Annotated in this window: 15 protein-coding genes; 9 read left to right on the forward strand and 6 right to left on the reverse strand. The window is 61.5% G+C overall.

The window, feature by feature from the left end; all coding sequences use genetic code 11:
- From prpC to prpF, 3 genes are all read left to right on the forward strand, one after another.
- The coding region (prpC, locus tag BCY88_RS26625) for a bifunctional 2-methylcitrate synthase/citrate synthase (protein WP_120347151.1) at positions 1–1,136 on the forward strand (1,136 nt) is incomplete at its 5' end.
- Positions 1,137–1,485: 349 nt separating this feature from the next.
- Positions 1,486–4,083: a Fe/S-dependent 2-methylisocitrate dehydratase AcnD gene (acnD, locus tag BCY88_RS26630; RefSeq protein ID WP_120347152.1), complete on the forward strand. Its 2,598-nt coding sequence runs from the start codon at positions 1,486–1,488 to the stop codon at positions 4,081–4,083.
- Positions 4,084–4,118: 35 nt separating this feature from the next.
- Positions 4,119–5,303 (forward strand): 2-methylaconitate cis-trans isomerase PrpF, encoded by a 1,185-nt coding sequence (gene prpF, locus BCY88_RS26635; RefSeq protein WP_120347153.1) that lies wholly within the window; start codon positions 4,119–4,121, stop codon positions 5,301–5,303.
- Positions 5,304–5,422: 119 nt separating this feature from the next.
- Here prpF and BCY88_RS26640 read toward each other — a convergent pair whose 3' ends face one another.
- Positions 5,423–6,157, reverse strand: a complete 735-nt coding sequence (locus BCY88_RS26640) for an SDR family oxidoreductase (protein ID WP_120347154.1) — start codon at positions 6,155–6,157, stop codon at positions 5,423–5,425.
- A 115-nt stretch (positions 6,158–6,272) separates the two neighbouring features.
- Here BCY88_RS26640 and BCY88_RS26645 point away from each other — a divergent pair, with 115 nt between their 5' ends.
- Positions 6,273–7,178 carry a LysR family transcriptional regulator gene (locus BCY88_RS26645; RefSeq protein WP_120347155.1) on the forward strand — a complete coding sequence of 302 codons (906 nt, stop codon included), beginning with the start codon at positions 6,273–6,275 and terminating at the stop codon, positions 7,176–7,178.
- A 7-nt stretch (positions 7,179–7,185) separates the two neighbouring features.
- Here BCY88_RS26645 and BCY88_RS26650 read toward each other — a convergent pair whose 3' ends face one another.
- A complete protein-coding gene (locus tag BCY88_RS26650) occupies positions 7,186–9,480 on the reverse strand; it encodes an NADP-dependent malic enzyme (RefSeq protein WP_120347156.1) in 2,295 nt (764 codons plus the stop codon).
- A gap of 150 nt (positions 9,481–9,630) precedes the next feature.
- Between BCY88_RS26650 and BCY88_RS26655 the strand changes: the two genes are divergently transcribed.
- A complete protein-coding gene (locus tag BCY88_RS26655; protein WP_120347157.1) occupies positions 9,631–10,602 on the forward strand; it encodes a LysR family transcriptional regulator in 972 nt (323 codons plus the stop codon).
- Between the two features lie 110 nt (positions 10,603–10,712).
- On the opposite strand, the gene BCY88_RS26660 is transcribed toward BCY88_RS26655, so the two are convergent.
- The 3 genes from BCY88_RS26660 to BCY88_RS26670 form a co-directional block, all read right to left on the reverse strand.
- Complete coding sequence (locus BCY88_RS26660) at positions 10,713–11,990, reverse strand: RNA polymerase sigma factor (RefSeq protein WP_120347158.1); 1,278 nt, start codon at positions 11,988–11,990, stop codon at positions 10,713–10,715.
- Positions 11,987–12,358 (reverse strand): YciI family protein, encoded by a 372-nt coding sequence (locus BCY88_RS26665; RefSeq protein ID WP_120347159.1) that lies wholly within the window; start codon positions 12,356–12,358, stop codon positions 11,987–11,989. Before BCY88_RS26665 ends, BCY88_RS26660 begins: the two co-directional genes overlap by 4 nt.
- A 247-nt stretch (positions 12,359–12,605) precedes the next feature.
- Positions 12,606–13,277, reverse strand: a complete 672-nt coding sequence (locus BCY88_RS26670; protein WP_120347443.1) for a glutathione S-transferase family protein — start codon at positions 13,275–13,277, stop codon at positions 12,606–12,608.
- Positions 13,278–13,391: 114 nt separating this feature from the next.
- On the opposite strand from BCY88_RS26670, the gene BCY88_RS26675 reads away from it, so the two are divergent.
- The gene (locus tag BCY88_RS26675) at positions 13,392–14,366 is read left to right on the forward strand and encodes a helix-turn-helix transcriptional regulator (protein ID WP_120347160.1); all 975 of its coding nucleotides are present in this window, start codon (positions 13,392–13,394) and stop codon (positions 14,364–14,366) included.
- A gap of 316 nt (positions 14,367–14,682) precedes the next feature.
- Positions 14,683–15,711 carry a glycosyl hydrolase family 18 protein gene (locus tag BCY88_RS26680; RefSeq protein ID WP_220669694.1) on the forward strand — a complete coding sequence of 343 codons (1,029 nt, stop codon included), beginning with the start codon at positions 14,683–14,685 and terminating at the stop codon, positions 15,709–15,711.
- 220 nt (positions 15,712–15,931) lie between these two features.
- On the opposite strand, the gene BCY88_RS26685 is transcribed toward BCY88_RS26680, so the two are convergent.
- Entirely contained in the window at positions 15,932–16,969 is a 1,038-nt protein-coding gene (locus BCY88_RS26685; RefSeq protein WP_120347444.1) for an AraC family transcriptional regulator, read from the reverse strand.
- Between the two features lie 132 nt (positions 16,970–17,101).
- On the opposite strand from BCY88_RS26685, the gene BCY88_RS26690 reads away from it, so the two are divergent.
- Positions 17,102–18,160 carry a beta-keto acid cleavage family enzyme gene (locus BCY88_RS26690; protein ID WP_120347162.1) on the forward strand — a complete coding sequence of 353 codons (1,059 nt, stop codon included), beginning with the start codon at positions 17,102–17,104 and terminating at the stop codon, positions 18,158–18,160.
- Positions 18,161–18,242: 82 nt separating this feature from the next.
- Positions 18,243–19,562, forward strand: coding sequence for an MFS transporter (locus tag BCY88_RS26695; RefSeq protein WP_120347163.1), 1,320 nt, complete (start codon positions 18,243–18,245; stop codon positions 19,560–19,562).
- Positions 19,563–19,627: the final 65 nt, after the last annotated feature.

A 19,627-nucleotide genomic window follows, 5' to 3' on the forward strand; every position in this document is an offset into this window, starting at 1 on the left:
GCGCCTTCAAACCGAAGAAATCCGTCGCCCTGTCCGGCGTGACGGCGGGCAACACGGCGCTGTGCACGGTCGGCAAGACTGGCAACGATCTGCACTACCGCGGCTACGACATTCTGGACATCGCCGGCGCCTGCGAATTCGAAGAGATCGCCTATCTGCTGGTCCACGAAAAGCTGCCGACCCAGGCCGAACTGAGCGCCTACAAGACGAAGCTCAAGGCGCTGCGCGGCCTGCCCGCGAACGTCAAGGCCGCGCTGGAATGGATCCCGGCCGCCGCGCACCCGATGGACGTGATGCGCACCGGCGTCTCGGTGCTCGGCACCGTGCTGCCGGAGAAGGACGATCACAACCTGGCGGGCGCGCGCGATATCGCCGACAAGCTGATGGCCTCGCTCGGCTCGATGCTGCTGTACTGGTACCACTACTCGCACAACGGCAAGCGCATCGAAGTCGAAACCGACGACGACTCGATCGGCGGCCACTTCCTGCACCTGCTGCACGGCGTGGAGCCGTCGAAGGCGTGGGTCGACGCGATGCACGTGTCGCTGAACCTGTACGCCGAACATGAATTCAACGCCTCGACGTTCACTGGCCGCGTGATCGCGGGCACGGGCTCGGACATTTACTCGGCGATCACCGGCGCGATCGGCGCGCTGCGCGGCCCGAAGCACGGCGGCGCCAACGAAGTCGCGTTCGAAATCCAGTCGCGCTACCAGACGCCTGACGAAGCCGAAGCGGACATCCGCAGGCGCGTGGAAAACAAGGAAGTGGTGATCGGTTTCGGTCACCCGGTGTACACGATCTCCGACCCGCGCAACAAGGTCATCAAGGAAGTCGCGAAGAAGCTCTCGAAGGAAGCGGGCAACCTGAAGCTGTTCAGCATCGCCGAGCGGCTGGAAACCGTGATGGCGGACGCGAAGAAGATGTTCCCGAATCTCGACTGGTTCAGCGCGGTGTCGTATCACATGATGGGCGTGCCGACGGCGATGTTCACGCCGCTGTTCGTGATCGCCCGTACAGCGGGCTGGAGCGCGCACATCATCGAGCAACGGATCGACAACAAGATCATCCGGCCGAGCGCGAATTACACCGGTCCCGACGATCTGCCGTTCGTGCCGCTCGCCAAGCGCGTCTAAGGGTATGAGCCTGTTAGCGGCGTAAGCGTGAAGCCGCAAGTGTTTCTCCTCCATTGCGTCTCATGAGCGCGGCGCAATGAAGTTGGGCCTTGGCTCGCTGGAACCCCGAGCCAAGGCTGTTTTTTGCGGCGCAAGTTGCAGTACGCGTTGCCGTGCGAGTTGCAGCACGTTGTGCGGCGCATCAACGAAACACGCTGCAAGCGGGCGCGCCACCGCAAGCTAAACTACACAGACTGTCCGATTGACGCGCTGACGCGCAAGCGTTGCGCCGCATGAAAGAGGGGTAGCGGATCGTGAAATACGGCTGCCGCCATTGTCCCCGGATCATTATTGTTTTGTCCCCTACGCCATGAATACTGCCAACCGCAAACGCCTTCCCGGTACCCAGCTGGATTTCTTCGACACGCGTGCCGCCGTCGATGCGATCCAGCCCGGCGCCTATGACAAGCTGCCGTATACCTCGCGCGTGCTGGCCGAAAACCTCGTGCGCCGCTGCGATCCGGTGACGCTCGTCGCATCGCTCAAGCAGATTATCGAACGCAAGCGCGAACTGGATTTTCCGTGGTTCCCGGCGCGGGTGGTGTGTCATGACATTCTTGGTCAGACCGCGCTGGTCGACCTCGCCGGTCTGCGCGATGCGATCGCGGCACAAGGCGGCGATCCGGCCATGGTCAACCCGGTCGTGCCGACGCAACTCGTGGTGGATCACTCGCTTGCCGTTGAATGCGGCGGTTTCGATCCGGATGCGTTCGCGAAGAACCGCGCCATTGAAGATCGCCGCAACGAAGACCGCTTCGATTTCATCAACTGGACCAAGCGCGCGTTCAAGAACGTCGACGTGATTCCGCCGGGCAACGGCATCCTGCATCAGATCAACCTCGAGCGTATGAGCCCGGTGGTGCAGGTGAAAGACGGCGTGGCTTTTCCCGATACCCTGGTCGGCACCGATTCGCATACGCCGATGGTGGATGCGCTCGGCGTGATCGCGATCGGCGTGGGCGGTCTTGAAGCGGAGAGCGTGATGCTCGGCCGCGCGTCTTATATGCGGCTGCCGGATATCGTCGGCGTGGAGCTCACGGGCAAGCCGGTTGAGGGGATCACGGCGACCGACATCGTGCTCTCGCTGACCGAATTCCTGCGCAAGGAAAAAGTGGTCGGCGCATACCTCGAGTTTTACGGCGCAGGCACGGCCAAGCTGACGCTCGGCGATCGCGCGACCATCGCCAACATGGCACCCGAATTCGGCGCGACGGCGGCGATGTTCTACATCGACGAGCAGACCATCAAGTACCTCAAGCTCACCGGCCGCGACGACGAACTCGTCAAGCTGGTCGAGACCTATGCGAAGGAAACCGGCCTGTGGGGCGATACGCTGAAGCACGCCGAGTATGAGCGCGTGCTGACATTCGATCTGTCTACCGTGGTGCGCACGCTGGCGGGGCCGTCGAACCCGCATCGCCGCTTGCCGGTTGCCGATCTGGCTGCGCGCGGGATCAGCGGCAAGGTGGAGAACGAGCCGGGCCTGATGCCGGACGGCGCTGTGATCATCGCTGCGATCACGAGCTGCACGAACACCAACAACCCGCGCAACATGATTGCCGCCGGTTTGCTGGCGCGTAACGCCAATCGGCGTGGATTGACCCGCAAGCCGTGGGCCAAGACGTCGCTCGCGCCGGGGTCGAAGGCGGTCACGCTGTATCTGGAAGAGGCGGGCCTGTTGCCGGAACTGGAGCAATTGGGCTTCGGCGTGGTGGCGTATGCCTGCACGTCGTGCAATGGCATGTCGGGTGCACTGGATCCGGTGATCCAGAAGGAGATCGTCGATCGCGATCTGTATGCGACGGCCGTGCTGTCCGGCAACCGCAACTTCGACGGACGTATTCATCCGTATGCGAAGCAGGCTTTCCTTGCCTCGCCGCCGCTGGTGGTGGCCTACGCGATTGCGGGCACGATCCGCTTCGATATCGAGAAGGATGTGCTGGGCGTCGACGCTGAGGGCAACGCGATCAGACTGAAGGACATCTGGCCTTCGGACGAAGAGATCGACACGATCGTTGCGTCGAGTGTGAAGCCGGAACAATTCCGCAAAGTCTATGAGCCGATGTTCGCCGTTTCTGTCGATACCGGTGAGAAGGCCGATCCGCTGTATGACTGGCGTCCGATGAGCACGTACATTCGCCGTCCGCCGTATTGGGAGGGCGCGCTTGCCGGTGAACGCACGCTCAAGGGCATGCGTCCGCTGGCGGTGCTGGGCGACAACATCACGACCGACCACCTGTCGCCTTCGAATGCGATTCTGGCCGATAGCGCGTCGGGCGAATACCTCGCCAAAATGGGCCTGCCGGAAGAGGACTTCAATTCATACGCAACCCACCGCGGCGATCACCTGACCGCGCAACGCGCCACCTTCGCGAACCCGACGCTTAAGAACGAGATGGTGCTGGAGGACGGCAAGGTGAAGGCCGGTTCGTTGGCGCGTGTCGAGCCTGAGGGCAAGGTGACGCGCATGTGGGAAGCGATCGAAACCTACATGGAGCGCAAACAGCCGCTGATCGTGATTGCCGGGGCCGACTACGGCCAGGGTTCGTCGCGTGACTGGGCGGCGAAGGGCGTGCGGCTGGCCGGCGCGGAAGCGATTGTTGCCGAAGGATTCGAGCGGATTCACCGCACCAATCTGGTGGGCATGGGCGTGTTGCCGCTGGAATTCAAGCCTGGCGTGAATCGCCTGACGCTTGCGATCGACGGCACCGAAACCTTCGACGTGATCGGCGAGCGCAAACCACGCGCCGACCTCACGCTCGTGATTCATCGAAAGAACGGTGAGCGTGTGGAGGTACCGGTAACGTGCCGGCTCGACACCGCGGAAGAAGTGTCGATCTACGAAGCAGGCGGTGTGCTGCAGCGTTTCGCGCAGGACTTTCTTGAATCGACGAAGGCCGCGGCTTAAGGCGTTTGAGCTTCTCTCATCAGGACATTATTTTCATGGCTCACAAACCTCAGATCAGGATTGCCGCAACCTACATGCGCGGCGGCACCAGCAAAGGCGTGTTCTTTCGGCTGCAGGATTTGCCGGAGGCGGCTCAAGTGCCGGGTGCCGCGCGCGACGCGCTGCTGATGCGCGTGATCGGCAGCCCCGATCCGTATGGCAAGCAGATCGACGGCATGGGCGGCGCGACTTCGAGCACGAGCAAGACGGTGATCATCGCGAAGAGCAGCAAGCCGGATCATGACGTGGATTATCTGTTCGGCCAGGTTTCCATCGACAAGGCGTTCGTCGACTGGAGCGGCAATTGCGGGAATCTTTCTGCTGCCGTGGGGCCGTTTGCGATCAGCGCGGGTCTCGTCGATGCGAGCCGGATTCCGCATAACGGTGTGGCCGTTGTGCGAATCTGGCAGGCGAATATCGGCAAGACGATCATCGGGCACGTGCCCATGACCGACGGCGCCGTGCAGGAAACCGGTGATTTTGAGCTCGACGGCGTGACGTTCCCGGCTGCCGAGGTTCAGCTTGAATTCATGAACCCCGCTGCTGAGGAAGAGGGCGCCGGCGGTGCGATGTTCCCCACAGGGAATCTGGTTGACGACCTCGACGTGCCAGGTGTGGGCACGCTGAAGGCGACCATGATCAATGCGGGTATTCCGACCATTTTCGTGGATGCGGAAGCGATCGGTTATAAGGGCACCGAACTGCAGGACGCCATCAATAGCGACGACAAGGCGCTGGCGATGTTCGAAACCATTCGCGCGCATGGCGCGGTGCGCATGGGGCTCATCAGGAATATCGATGAGATTGCGACGCGGCAGCATACGCCGAAGGTTGCATTTGTCGCGAGGCCTGCCGACTACGTTGCTTCCAGCGGCAAGCGGGTTGCCGCGAGCGACGTCGATCTGCTGGTGCGGGCGATGTCGATGGGTAAGCTGCATCACGCCATGATGGGAACGGCGGCTGTTGCGATTGGTACGGCGGCGGCGATTTCAGGGACCCTGGTGAATCTCGCCGCGGGTGGCGGGGCACGCGATGCGGTGCGGTTCGGGCATCCGTCCGGGACGTTGCGTGTGGGTGCCGAAGCTCGCGAGGAAGGCGGCGAATGGACGGTCACCAAGGCGATCATGAGCCGGAGTGCGCGGGTGTTGATGGAGGGGTGGGTGAGGGTGCCGGGGGAGTGAGTTGGCGGTTGCCCCTGGCACGACTGCTGACAGATCGTCTTTTCACCCAGTCTGGACGCGCTAGCCGCTTGAGTTCCGGCTTGAATTCCGGATTGAGTTCGGTTAGCCGCGCCAGACCATCAAACCAGCACCCCACCGCCATCCACGACGACAGTCTGTCCCGTGGCATAGCGATTGGTCATCAGATAGAGGTAGGTTTGCGCGAGGTCCTCCGCCTCGCCGACACGACCCACTGGCAGGGCCGCGCCACTTGCGGCATAGAGCGCTTCGCGCTCGGCTTCGGGCAAGTCATCCCACAGCGGCGTGCGCACCAAACCGGGACTCACGAGGTTGACGCGAATGGGCGCCAACTCCACCGCGAGTGCCCGTGTGAGACCTTCCATCGCGCTGCAGACGCTGGCCAGCGCAGCCCACCCCTTTTGTGGCCGCAAGCTCGCAATACCGCTGGTCAACACCACTGAGCCGCCGGGACGCAGATACGGCGCCGCATGTTTGACGGCGGCAATGGCGCCGAAGACTCGCACGTCGAAAACCCGGCGGACCGTATCGAGGCTCATGTCGGCGAGCGCGCCGGTTCGCAACGAATCCCCCGCGCTGTAGACCAGGTGGTCGAAAGCGCCGACCTGCCCGAACAGTGCGCGCACCGCGGACTCATTATTCAGATCGACCGTATATCCCTTGACCCGGTCGCCGAGTTTGGCAACGGCCTCGGCGACTCGCTCGCTGCGCGATGAAACAACGCTCACCGAGGCGCCGGCCACCAGCGCGGCTTGGGCCGTGGCCAGGCCGATTCCCGAGGTGCCGCCCAGCAGGACGACGTGTTGATGCTGAAGGTTCGTGCTTGCAATAGTCATGGTGAGTGCTCGCTGTAGATGTGAATGGTGAATCAAGCCATGACCCGAGTATTATTCTTTAGTCTGACTTGATAAACCCACCATCTCTTCGAACACTCCTTAATAGAGCTTGCGAATGGATCGATTCAGCAGCATGGCGATATTTGCACGCGTGGTCGAACGCGGCAGCTTTACCGCGGCGGCCGAAGGCTGTGGTATGACGCCTACGATGGTCGGCAACCATATTCGCGAGTTGGAGCGGCGCCTCGAAGGCCGGCTGCTGAATCGCACCACCCGGCGTCAAAGCCTGACCGAACTCGGCAAGCGCTATCACGCGCGATGCCTCGAAATTCTGGCGCTGGTGGATTCCGCCGAGCTGGATGCGCGAGAAATGCAGAGCAGTCCGCGTGGCCGCTTGCGGGTGAGTTGCCCGGTTATCTATGGCACGCGTGTGCTCGTACCGGCGCTTGCCGCGTATCTCGATCGCTATCCGGAGGTTCAGGTCGAGCTGTCCCTTAGCGACCGCTTCGTCGATCTGGCGGAAGAAGGTTTCGACGCCGCCATTCGCGCCGGTGTGCTGCCGGATTCAGGCCTGATCGCGCGGCCGTTGAGCCATTCGCCGCGTATCGCCTGCGCGTCGCCGGCCTATCTGGCGCGCCATGGGCACCCGCAAGCGCCCGCCGATCTGGCGCAGCACAACTGCCTGGCTTTTATGGTCGCGACCGGCCCTGAACGGGAATGGCGCTTTCCGCGCCCCGACGGCAACGGCGTGGAGCGCGTTACGGTGCGGGGCCGTCTCGATGTCAATGGCGGCCTCGCGCTTCGCGAGGCCGCGCTCGCAGGACTGGGGATTGTTCTGCAGCCGCAGGTGATGCTGCAGGAAGATCTGGATGCGGGCCGGCTCGTTCGTCTTTTTCCCGACTGGCCGGCACCGACCTGGCCGCTCCAGGTGGTGCATTTGCCCGATCCACATATGCCACCGAAACTGGCGAGTTTCATCGCTTTTCTGCAGGAAACGCTGGGGCAGAGCGGCGAGCGGTAGAACGCGCCTACTGCGTACGATTCGCCTCGATCACGGTCAACGCCGTCATGTTGATGATTCTTCGGACTGTCGAGCTGGACGTGAGAATGTTCACCGGCGCGTTGACGCCCAGCAGAAACGGGCCTACTGCCACGTTGCTGCCCGCGCCGGTCTTGAGCAGGTTGTAGGCAATGTTGCCCGCATCCACGTTGGGGCAGACCAGCAGATTGGCGGCACCCTTGAGGGGCGATGTCGGCAAGATCCGCGAGCGCAATACTTCGTCGAGCGCACAGTCGCCATGCATCTCGCCATCCACTTCGAGTTCGGGAGCCTGCTCCCTCACGATCTCCAGCGCCCGGCGCATTTTCACGCCCGACGCCGCGCCGCCTGCACCGAAGTTCGAGCGTGACAGCAATGCAGCCTTGGGTTCGAGGTTCAACCACGCCATCTGCTTCGCCGCGCTAATCGTAAATTCGGCAATCTGTTCGGCGCTCGGATCGTCGTTGATGTGGGTATCCACCAGCGCCACGGTGCGCTGATCCAGCAGCAGAATATTCATGGCCGCGTAGGTTCGCGCGCCGCGCTTCTTGCCGATCACCTGATCGACAAAGCGCAGATGGTCGTGATACGCGCCAACCGTGCCGCAGATCATGCCGTCCGCGTCGCCGAGCCGTACCATCATCGCGCCGATCAGGGTCAGACGGCGGCGCATCTCGACACGCGCCATCTCCTTGGTGATACCGTCCCGGCACATCAATTCCCAGTACGTTGTCCAGTACTGTGGAAAACGCTCGTCGTATTCCGGATTGGTCACTTCGACGTCCTGCCCGAGGCGCAGGCGCAAACCGAATCGCTCGATGCGCGCCAGCAGCACCTCCGGACGTCCCACCAGAATCGGCCGCGCCAGCTTCTCGTCGACGATCACCTGCACGGCTCGCAGCACGCGCTCGTCTTCGCCCTCCGTGAAGACGATGCGCGCGTTGCCGCCGTCGCGCACGAGCCGTCTCGCGGTCGAAAACAGCGGCTTCATGAAGGCGCCGGAGTGGTAGACGAACTGCTGCAACTGTTCGACATAGGCGGCGAGATCCGGCAGCGGACGCGTCGCCACCCCGCCTTCCATCGCGGCCTTCGCGACTGCCGGTGCGATCCGGACGATCAGGCGCGGATCGAACGGCTTGGGAATCAGATACTGCGGGCCGAATGCCACGTCATAGGCACCGTACGCGGCAGCGACAACGTCGTTCTGTTCCTCTTCCGCGAGACCGGCGATTGCATGCACGGCCGCAATTTCCATTTCGCGTGTGATGGTCGTCGCGCCGACGTCCAGCGCGCCGCGAAAGATGTAGGGGAAACACAGGACGTTGTTGACCTGGTTCGGGTAGTCCGAGCGGCCGGTGGCGATGACGACATCGTCGCGCGTTGCATGAGCGAGCTCAGGAAAGATTTCCGGCGTGGGATTGGCCAGCGCGAGAATGAGTGGGCGCGGGCCCATCGTCTTCAGCATCTCCGCGCTCAGAATGCCTCCTACCGAGAGTCCGAGGAACACATCCGCTCCCTGGATCACTTCGGCAAGCGTGCGTGCACCGGTTTCCTGGGCGAAGCGCATCTTGTCCGGGTCCATCAGCGCGGTGCGTCCGCGATAGACGACACCTTCAATGTCGGTTGCCCAGATGTTTTCCACCGGCAGCCCCAGATCGACCAGCAGGTCGAGACAGGCGAGAGCCGCCGCGCCCGCGCCGGACGTCACCACCTTGACCTCCGAAATGGTTTTGCCCACCACCTTCAGCCCGTTGATAAAGGCGGCGGATACGGTGATGGCCGTGCCATGCTGATCGTCGTGGAAGACGGGAATCTTCATGCGTTCGCGCAGCTTGCGCTCGACGATAAAGCACTCCGGCGCCTTGATGTCCTCGAGATTGATGCCGCCAAAGGTGGGTTCGAGCCCGGCGATGATGTCGACCAGCTTGTCCGGATCGGTCTCGTTGATCTCGATGTCGAACACATCGATGCCGGCAAACTTCTTGAATAGCACGGCCTTGCCTTCCATCACCGGCTTCGAGGCCAGCGCACCGATGTTCCCCAGGCCCAGCACGGCGGTGCCGTTGGTAATCACGCCGACGAGATTGCCGCGGCTCGTGAAGCGATGCGCCTCCAGAGGGTCCGCTGCAATCGCTTCGCAGACACTGGCGACGCCCGGCGTGTAGGCAAGCGCCAGATCACGCTGGGTTACAAGTGGCTTGCTTGCCACCACGGAGATTTTTCCGGGTGTCGGAAACTCGTGGTAGTCGAACGCGGCTTGCTGATCGGTCTCTGTCTGCTTCATTGTGTTTTCCGCCTGGTGAGTGTGCCTGGGGAGTGCGCCGGGCGAGTCCCGGCGCGATCCATTGAGGCGATTCTAGGGCGCTGCCATAACCGGATGATTTTGTTTTAATATCGGTCCATCACTTTTTTATGATGGGTGCGTTGACGGTCAATGACATTCGAGTCGAACGACATAGTCAGGCGGCTGAGCGCGCGGCTGAAGATGCGGCACCTCGTGCTGTTGCTGCAAATCCAGCAGCACGGCTCGCTGACGCGCGTCGCGGAACACATGGCCAGCAGTCAGCCGGCCGTGACCAATGCGCTCGCCGAACTGGAAAGCATGTTCGGCACGCCGCTCTTCGAGCGCTCCTCGCGCGGCATGCTGCCCACCGCACTCGGGGCGGTTGTACTCGAACGGGCCCGCGCGATGATCCACGATCTGGATCATCTTGCCCGCGACATGAAGGCCGTGGCTTCGGGGCATGCGGCGCACCTGCATATCGGCGTGATTCCGTTTATTTCCGGCCAGATGCTCTCGGCAGCACTCAAGCGGCTGCAATCCGGCATGGAGCGGCGCCTGACCGTGACCATCCACGAGGGGACCAGCGATCAGCTATTGCGGCAGTTGCAGGACCATACCGTCGACATCGTGATCGGACGGGCGGCGGCATCGGTCGATCTGAAACAGGTCAGCTTTCAGGTTCTGTTCCGGCAGCAACCCCGGCTGATCGCGAACCGGCGTCTCGCGGCAAAACTGGCGCGCACGAAACTCGACTGGAGCCGGCTGTTGACGCTGGACTGGATTCTCGGCGCACCGCATACGCCGATGAGAGAGCAGGTGACCGACCTGTTCCTCACTGCGGGCACGGCCCCGCCGGTGCCGGTGGTGGAGAGTTACTCGTCCAAACTCATCGGCGAAATGATTGCTTCAAGCGAAGAGGCGGTGTCGATCGTGCCCTCGGATATCGCCGAGGAACTGGTTCGCATTGCTGGCGTTGCAATCGTGCCCTACTCATTCGAATGGACGCTTTCGCCTATCGCGCTGTTCACCCGTTCAGAAGGGGCGCACCCGGCGGCGCAGACGCTGTTCGTCGACGCGTTGCGCCAGATCTGCAAGGAAACGTACGCTGAGGCGCGGGGTTGAGATCGGTGGTGCACGCAGACCTGTGAGGTTGCCGCGCAATAACTGAAGGCAAATGGTGCGCCGATATGGTTAGGCGCTGCAGAACCGGCCTTGCGCGTGTTCATCATGTTTCATGACTCACTTCTCGCCGACGGCAACTCGCTGCGCTTGCTTTGCAGGAATCGGCGCACGGCCGGATCGTGCTCGAGTCCGATCGCGAGATCGTATGCACCGAGCGCCTCGGCCGTTGCGCCGGTCCGCGCGAGCAGATTGGCGCGCGTGGCCCAATACGGCTGGTAGTCGGCGAGGCGCGGGTCGTTCGCATACGGTTCGAGCGCGTCGAGCGCCGCTTGCGGGCCGTCCCGTTCCGCCAGCGCGAGCGCGCGGTTCACCGCGACCACCGGCGACGCGGCGATCGCGAACAGCGCATCGTAGAGTTGCACGATTTCGTCCCAGTTCGGGCGATGCGTCAGGCAGCGGTGGATGTGTGCCGACTGCAACGCGGCTTCGAGCTGAAAGCGTCCGATTGTGTTGAATGCGCTCGCGCGCCGCAGCAGCGCGTTGGCTGCGGCGATCATCGGCACATTCCATGTGGCCGGATCCTGAGCCGACAGCGGCACGTAGTCGCCGGCCGCATCGCGTCGCGCATCGTTGCGCGACTGCGCATACAGCATCAGCGCGAGCAGGCCGAGCGTCTCCGGCTCCCCGGGCAGCAGCTCGACGAGCAGATTGGCAAGAAACAGCGCCTCGCCGGTGAGATCGCGCTGCTCGGTGTCGCCGCCAACCGGATCGGTCCATCCGTGCGCGTAGGCCGCATAGACCGCTTCCAGCACCGCGGCGAGCCGGCCGGGCAATTCCTCGCGCTCCGGTACGCTGAACGGAATGCCCGCTTCACGGATCTTGTTCTTGGCCCGCACGAGGCGCTTGCTCATCGCGGCGGGCGACATCAGGAACGCGGACGCAATCGTCTTCGCTTCGAGCCTCAGCACCACCTGCAGCATGAGTGGCGTGCGAATCGCGGCCTCCAGCGCAGGGTGTGTGCACGCGAACAGCAGCGCAAGCCGCCGGTCGGGCAACATGCCTGCTTCACGTTCGTCGATCTCGTCGGCGAGGATCGTCAGCTGGTTCGTCACATCGTCACCGATACGGCGATGACGCACGCCATCGATCGCCCGGCGGCGCGCAACCGTCATCAGCCACGCTTCGGGATTCGCCGGGCAGCCGCGCTCCGGCCAGTCCGCGAGCGCGGCTGCAAACGCGTCGGCCAGCGCGTCCTCGGCCGCGGCGACGTCGCGCGTGCGCATCGCGAGCAGCGCGACGAGCTTGCCGTAACTGCGGCGCGCGACCGCCTCGGCAATCGAACGCGCTGCGCCGCCAGCGTCACGGTCGACGCCGCCGGACGGACTCATGCCACTGATGGCGCGTGGTAGGGGGCCGTCCAGACCGGGCGCACTTCCATGAGGCCGTGCGCCGCGCCGGGACAACGCGACGCCCACGCGATCGCTGCGTCCAGGTTGGGCACGTCGATCAGGTAGTAGCCGGCGAGCTGCTCCTTGGAATCGGAAAACGGTCCGTCAAGCACCTGCGGCTTGCCGTCGACGAGCCGCACCGTGGTGGCCGTGCTCGTGTGTTGCAGCCGGTTGGCGCCCACCAGCACCTCCGCTTTTTTCAAGGATTCGGTGTATGCCTGATAGGCGGCAACCCCTTGCTGCCGCTCGCTGTCGGTCATCCGGTTCCAGCCGTTTTCTTCCGAGTAGATCATCAATAGGTATTGCATATGAGCCTCCGTCATGGGGTTAGGGCGGATGAATTAGATCGGCCGCCATCACAATGACGCTCGGGCCGCATGCTGACGGACAGGCAGCGTCGAAAAAAATCGCGAACGGCGCATCCGCTGTAAGCGTTCGCCTCTGTCGAGGATATAGCAAGCGGACAGGCGAAACACAAAGGACGGCCTGCGGCAGCCGATGATGCATTGGAAGGACCGGCCCGTTGCTGGCCCAGCAAGGCGTACTGGTCTTCGATTACACGGACGGGGTAAGTCCCTGAAGAAAATCGGGGACCATACTTCCAATCGAGGCAAGATATCCCGCCATGGCACCGGCAACTTTTTGCACAGCAGGACGTGCGGTCATCCGTTCACGCCAGGCCAGCAGATTAGGTGTCTCTCCTGTCATCGGCGCGCCCTTGCGCGCGCCGAACAACTGCGCCATGTAAAACGCAATGTCGGCATAGGAATAGGTCTCGGCCAGGAATTCCCGATTCGCGAGAACTCGTTCCATGCGTCGATAGTATTGCAGCGCTTCGCTGCGCGCAGTCTGCGCCGCGGGATCATCCGGCGTATCTTCAAGCCCCATCAGCCGGATAACGTGGGGGAAATAGATTTCATCGCTGCCGTGTTCGAGTTGACGCGCTATCGCGCGCGCCTTTGGATGCGCCGGCCATAAGGCAGGATTGGGTTTCAGGTCTTCAAGATACTCAAATATTTGCGTGGAATCGAAAATCTCCAGGTCGCCGTCAATCAGTACCGGCACCTGACGCTTCGGATTGACGCGCAATACATCCGGATGCTTGGGATCGTAGCCACGCAGCGGGTCAAACGGAACCATCACCAGTTCAAAGTCGATGCCCTTCTCGTGCGCCGCGATCTCGACCTTGGCGCCGAACATGCTGAGGGGGCCGGAAAGTATTTTCATGTGTTCATCGTCCATGTTTGGCCTTCGCACCGATCGTGCAGATTAAGGATGTGGCAGATAGTAAGTCCGTTAACATGACACCTCATGTCATGTATTTGAGGTGAGGTGTCATTTATGAAGGCCAGCCGCCTTTTGTCGATCATGATGATGCTGCAAGCGCGCGGGCGTATGACCGCACCGGCGTTGGCTGAAGCACTGGAGGTTTCGGAGCGCACGATCTTGCGCGATATCGATCAGCTCTCCACGGCTGGCGTGCCTATTTGGGGGGATCGGGGCCGCAATGGGGGATTTCAATTGCGCGAGGGTTGGAGTACCGATCTCACCGGGCTCACGGCGCAAGAAGCGCATGCGCTGTTTCTGGCAGGGCTGCCTGGGCCTGCCACAGAACTGGGCCTGGACGGAATGGCAAGCTCCGCGCGGCTAAAGATGATTGCCAGCCTGCCTCCGGACTCGCGCGAGCAGGCTGATCGCGTCGCCAGCCGGCTGCACATAGACACTGTGGATTGGTACCGTGCGCAAGAAACACCGCTATATCTGCGTGAAGTCGCCAATGCCGTGTGGAGCTCGTACCGTATCGAAGTGAAGTATGAGAGTTGGCAAGGTTTGTCTCACCGCGAACTTGAGCCGCTCGGTTTGGTGCTCAAGGGCGGTACCTGGTATCTGATTGCCAGGGTAGTAGGCAAGCCCGGCGCACTGACCTTCCGGCTGGCGAATATTAGTGAACTCAAGTCCTCCCGCCGCCGCTTCAAGCGGCCTGCGCGATTTGATCTGGCGAAGCACTGGCGTGATGCCATGAACCGGTACGAGACCGATCTTTATCGGTTGACGGCCCATATCGCCGTGTCGCCGCGCGGCGAGAACTGGTTGCTCAACGCGCGGATTAAAACCGCTCCGGTTTTGCAGGGTGCGGGTAGCGCGGAGGTGCCGTCAGGATGGAAAGAGTTTTTGATGCCCATCGAATCTATCGAGCACGGCGCGCGGAAGCTGCTGGGATACGGTTCAAATCTGAAAATCGTAGGGCCGCAAGAGCTTAAGAAGAAATTTATGGAGGAGTTGGCGCAGTTGAAAGCGCTCTACCGTGCTGCGTAACTCTTGCGTTGTCGGAAGAAAGCGGTTGGCCGCTCAATGAGAACGATGCCGGCAACGGGAATGATTCTGTGCCATTCATGCAGGCAGAAATGCTTGTCAATCTCGTTCAGGGTATTTAACAACGATAGTTTTATAAGGATTGCAAATAATTGACGTTTAGAATCGCATTAACTTTACTGAATTACTCATCCGAGAATCGTTGATTGCGACATTTTGACTTTGTCTTGAGGTCATGCCGGCGTCATTTTCCATGGATAGTCTGAAGGTGCGTTAACGCGGATCCACAAACGTTTTACACATCAAAACAAGGGTAAAAATGAAACTCCTTTCGGCTTGCCTTGCGAGTCTGATCTTAGTCACGAGCGTTCAAGCTGCCGAGCCACCGATGGTGCTAGCCTACTATTCAGGCAGCCGAAATAACTACCAGTCGCTGACGCGGTACTACACTTATTTCAACGCTGTCTCCATGGATTTCCACATTACGAACGATGGCACCGTAATCGGCAATGGCGCACCTGATCCCGCCGATGCAATCGCATTTCTCCAATCAAAGAACATCCCGACTTACGGTAGCGTGGCCAATTTCGACACAAAGTGGAATTCATCGACCGCGCACGACATTATCTATACAAATCTCAACAAAGCCGTCTCCAGCCTTGTCGCATTTGCACAAGCTAACCAGTTTGCGGGTATCAATATTGACTTTGAAGCAGTCCCGCAAGGCGACCGGGACAACTTCAGCAATTTCGCGCAGGTCCTCGGGCGCGAGCTTCACGCGAACGGCCTGAAGCTGATCATTAGCGTCCCGGCATTCTCCGCAACGGATGCCGCGCATCCGTACAATTACGCCTACGATCTCCGCGCGCTGGGCGCCGCAGTCGACTATCTCCAGATCATGACGTATGACGAGGCGATTCCCTCGTGGGACCCGGGCCCAGTCGCCAGTTCAGCGTGGATGGAGCGTGATCTCGACTACGCTGTTTCGCTGGTGCCGGCTACAAAGATTCTGAACGGCATTCCTGCCTATGGCTACAACTGGCGCGCTGACAACTCCGGATCGCAACTGCCGTGGTTTGCCACTGACTCGCTCATCAGCACATATGGCATTACGCCGATCTACGATGTGGGAAGCAATTCGGTAAAGTTCACTTACGTTGCCAACGACGGGAGCGGCACTCACACTGTCTGGACCGAAAACGCACGCAGCGTTGCAATCAAGGCGGGCCTGGTTAATTCATATGGGTTGGGTGGAACGTCGATGTACGCGCTTGGCATGGAGGATGTCCGCTTCTGGATGGCGCTTAAGTCTGGTTTGGACGGCAGCGGGCAGAAGGACTCCAATTGATGTAGAGCTTGACCGCCGGGGACGCAGACGGACTCGATTCACGCGACTGGAATTGCGAACACAGCGCTCCTCACTACGCAGACTTTCTTTCTCCAGCTCTATCGCACCACGCTGAACGGTCGCCTGGTTTTGAAACCAGGCGACCGCCTGATCGCCACTGTCGCGATCACATCAACCTGTACTTCGCCTCCGTGCGGAGGTTACGGTGAGGAGACAAGGATCAGCCACCCCCCGGCAATGTATTTGCGAGCGCCTGCGAGGCTTTCTTCCAGCTCGAAACCGTCATGCCGAACTGCTTTCTGAACCAGAAAGCGAAAGCGCTGGGACTTGAGAAGCCGAGCAGATCCGCGAGCTCGGCGAGGGAGCGATCGCTGTCGAGTATTTGACGGGAGGCGAGTTCGGCTCGAACCGACTGGTGCAGCGAAAAATAGCTCGTGCCTTCTGCGGCCAGATGGCGATGCAAAGTTCGGCGATCCACGCCAAGGTGCTTGGCTACCTGTTCCGATGTGCATCTGCCGCCGGGCAACATGGCAACCACGATCTGCCGGACAGTGTGCGTCACACTTTCATCGGATCCGGACAGCGCGTGATCGAGAAAGCGCCGAACATGGGGCGTCATGCGGTAGTCGTCGGCCGAAATGGGTGCAGCGAGGTCCTTTGCGCTACAGACGATGCCGTTGAAACTTGCATTGAACTCGACCACCGTCCCGAACAGCGCTTTGTGATGCGTAGCACCGTGCGGCCGACGATGCTTGAAACCGACGCTCCGGGGTCGCCAGGCCGGCCCCAATAATTCCTGGATCGCGCGAAATACCACGCCCACCGCCATCTCGACGGACTGCCGCACCGAGCGCGTGCCGGTCACGAGGACTTCTTCGCGAATCAGTACGCAATCGTCAAAGTCTTCGAGGCTGGTTAACAGCGCCGCGTTAATCAGGCGCATGTATCGACACAGGTTGTCCAGCGCCTGCCGGACATTCGGCGCTTCGCGCATCACAAAACTGATCGGACCCAGGTTTGCCAGCCGCCGGCCCTCGGCCAGTTGCAAGCCGAAGTCTTCCACGCCTGCCATCGAGGCGCTGTCCTCGAGCAGCTGGCTCACCGCGATGGGATTGACCGGCATGTCGGGATCGAGAAGGCTCCGGCTACTCAACCCCACCTTGCGCAGCATCGCCTCGGGATTGAGCCCATGGTGGCGCGCCAGTTCGGCATAACCGGTAAGACTGGCGCTTCGGATCAGGGGGGTGTAATCACGCATCGCCATGTCCCATTTTAGACATCGAATGTCCCAGATAATACATTGCATCCGATCTTGTAGCGATAGTCTTCTACTGTGGAACTGGCCTCACCAACCGCATTCCCTTCCTATTCCAACCGACGGAGACACGCCATGAACTTTCTCGACGGACATCTATTCCCCGAAAACCAGCAGCCGCTCATCATCACGGCCGCGCCCTACGCACCCTCTTATGTCCCGTCCGATTTTCCCGAGGACATTCCGGTGACGATGGAAGCGCAGATCCAGAAGGCGGTGGACTGCTACAACGCGGGTGCCACGGTGCTGCATCTGCACGTGCGCGAACTCGATGGACGCGGCTCCAAGCGTTTGTCCAAGTTCAACGAACTGGTTGCCGGCGTTCGCAACGCCGTGCCCGACATGATCATTCAGGTGGGCGGTTCGATCTCGTTCGCGCCAGAGACTGATGGCGCTGCCGCCAAGTGGCTTTCTGACGACACGCGCCATATGCTGGCCGATCTCGATCCCAAACCCGACCAGGTCACGGTGACCGTGAATACCTCGCAGATGAATGTGCTGGAGCACTTCGACTTCGAAGACCTGCGTGGCACGTCGATGGAAGATCCGGCCATTTTTCAGGCCTACAAGGAGATGACGGTGCCCGCGCAGCCCGGCTGGGTCGAGGAGCACATCCGGCGCCTGTCGGCCGCGGGCATTCAGAGTGCCTTTCAGTGCTACAACATCAACAGCTTCGAGTCCGTCGAACGCCTGATGCGCAGGGGCATCTACAAAGGCCCATTGGTCATGAACTGGGTGGCCATCAGCGGCGGCATGGACGCGCCCAACATATACAACATGGCTAACATAGTGCGTGCCGTGCCCGATGGCGCAGTGCTGACGGTGGAGAGCTCCGTGCTCAACGTGCTGCCGATCAACATGATGGGTATCGCCATGGGTCTGCACGTGCGCTGCGGCATCGAGGACAACCTCTGGAACCAGCAACGCACCGGCAAGTTCAGTACGGTCCAGCAAATCGAGCAACTGGTGCGCATTTCGCGCGAGTTCGGGCGCCCGATCGCTACCGCGCAGCAGGCGCGCGAGATCTCCAGGATCGGCGTGTCCTATGACACGGTGGAGGAGTCCCTGGCGGCCAACGGCTTCGCGCCTAACCGCACGGGCCGCCAGCAGGGCCATCTGCGCAAAGTCGCCTGAACGCCCGATGAGCGGCCAGGCCGACGCTATGTGCAACGGCGCCGTGACTCAATAAAAAAGCTGGACAGGAAGGAGACAACTCATGCTTACGCATGCGGAGCCCGGGACGGGCAATGATTCGACGACGCAATCCGACGTCAGCGCCTATGCCTGGGTTGTCTTTGCACTGACGGTCGGGCTGCTGCTCTCCGATTACATGTCGCGGCAGGTGCTGAACGCCGTGTTTCCGATGCTCAAGATCACGTGGAATCTTTCCGATACCCATCTGGGTTCGCTGAGCAGCGTGGTCGCGCTGATGGTTGGGGTGCTCACCTTCCCGCTATCAGTGCTCGCCGACCGCTGGGGCCGCGTCAGGAGCATTGCCCTGATGGCCGCGATGTGGAGTCTCGCGACGCTTGGCTGCGCGTTCTCGACGAACTATCACGAGATGCTGCTCGCGCGCGCGTTCGTCGGCATCGGTGAAGCAGCCTATGGGAGCGTCGGTATCGCAGTTGTCCTCAGCATTTTTCCGGCACGGCTGCGCTCCACGCTCACCGCCGCGTTCATGGCCGGGGGCGCGTTCGGTTCAGTGCTGGGTATGGCACTCGGAGGCGCAGTTGCGGCTCACCTTGGCTGGCGCGCGGCATTCGGCGCAATGGCAGGCCTCGGGATCGTGCTGCTCGCTTGCTACCGGTTCGCCGTGACAGAAAAACAGTTGGCGCGGTTGCGGCCCGCAGATACGAATCCGTGTGCGCGGGGCCAAGGCCTGCGTATGAGCTTCCGTGCGCTGATGAAAGGGCTCTTTTCGACGAAATCGGTCGTGTGTGCCTATGTCGGCAGCGGTATTCATCTGTTGACTCCGGCCGCCGTCTGGGCCTGGATGCCAAGCTTCCTGAACCGGTACTACGGCATGTCCACCGGCAAGGCAGCCATGAGCGCCGCCCTGTTCGTGCTGGCCACCGCTTTCGGCATGGTGGTGTGCGGCAATCTGGCCGATCGGCTCAGCAAGCATGAGCGGGGGAGGAAGTGGAGCACGGCCGTTGCCTTCTGCCTGATCTGTTTCGTGCTGCTCACAATCGGTTTCCGGATGCCGGCGGGGCCGGCTCAGCTCGTCTTGATCGGCGCCGGCATGTTCTTCAGTGCAGGTGCAACCGGTCCCTCAGGCGCAATGGTGGCGAACCTCACTCCGCCGGCGATCCATGCGTCGGCATTTGCCACCCTGACGCTCGCGAACAACCTGCTGGGGCTGGCCCCTGCCGCCGTCCTGACAGGCATGGTGGCTGACCGCATAGGACTGCTCGGTGCGTTGCAACTCGTGCCGTTCGCACCGCTGGTCGCCGCGGTCGCATTCTTCATTGGCAAGCGCAGCTATGGCGTCGACATCAATCGCGTGAGTGCCTTACGCGAACAGGCACGGCGCTGATCTATCGCTAACCCGCGGCTAACCCGCGCGCTGGTATTCCGGGAGAGCGCACCCGGGAGCAGAAC

Source organism: Paraburkholderia fungorum, assembly GCF_003610895.1.
Lineage (GTDB): Bacteria > Pseudomonadota > Gammaproteobacteria > Burkholderiales > Burkholderiaceae > Paraburkholderia > Paraburkholderia fungorum_B.

Coding starts and splice junctions, on each gene's coding strand:
- acnD (WP_120347152.1), top strand. CDS start 1,486: ATGAATACTGCCAACCGCAAACGCCTTCCCGGTACCCAGCTGGATTTC.
- prpF (WP_120347153.1), top strand. CDS start 4,119: ATGGCTCACAAACCTCAGATCAGGATTGCCGCAACCTACATGCGCGGC.
- BCY88_RS26640 (WP_120347154.1), bottom strand. CDS start 6,157: ATGACTATTGCAAGCACGAACCTTCAGCATCAACACGTCGTCCTGCTG.
- BCY88_RS26645 (WP_120347155.1), top strand. CDS start 6,273: ATGGATCGATTCAGCAGCATGGCGATATTTGCACGCGTGGTCGAACGC.
- BCY88_RS26650 (WP_120347156.1), bottom strand. CDS start 9,480: ATGAAGCAGACAGAGACCGATCAGCAAGCCGCGTTCGACTACCACGAG.
- BCY88_RS26655 (WP_120347157.1), top strand. CDS start 9,631: ATGACATTCGAGTCGAACGACATAGTCAGGCGGCTGAGCGCGCGGCTG.
- BCY88_RS26660 (WP_120347158.1), bottom strand. CDS start 11,990: ATGAGTCCGTCCGGCGGCGTCGACCGTGACGCTGGCGGCGCAGCGCGT.
- BCY88_RS26665 (WP_120347159.1), bottom strand. CDS start 12,358: ATGCAATACCTATTGATGATCTACTCGGAAGAAAACGGCTGGAACCGG.
- BCY88_RS26670 (WP_120347443.1), bottom strand. CDS start 13,277: ATGAAAATACTTTCCGGCCCCCTCAGCATGTTCGGCGCCAAGGTCGAG.
- BCY88_RS26675 (WP_120347160.1), top strand. CDS start 13,392: ATGAAGGCCAGCCGCCTTTTGTCGATCATGATGATGCTGCAAGCGCGC.
- BCY88_RS26680 (WP_220669694.1), top strand. CDS start 14,683: ATGAAACTCCTTTCGGCTTGCCTTGCGAGTCTGATCTTAGTCACGAGC.
- BCY88_RS26685 (WP_120347444.1), bottom strand. CDS start 16,969: ATGCGTGATTACACCCCCCTGATCCGAAGCGCCAGTCTTACCGGTTAT.
- BCY88_RS26690 (WP_120347162.1), top strand. CDS start 17,102: ATGAACTTTCTCGACGGACATCTATTCCCCGAAAACCAGCAGCCGCTC.
- BCY88_RS26695 (WP_120347163.1), top strand. CDS start 18,243: ATGCTTACGCATGCGGAGCCCGGGACGGGCAATGATTCGACGACGCAA.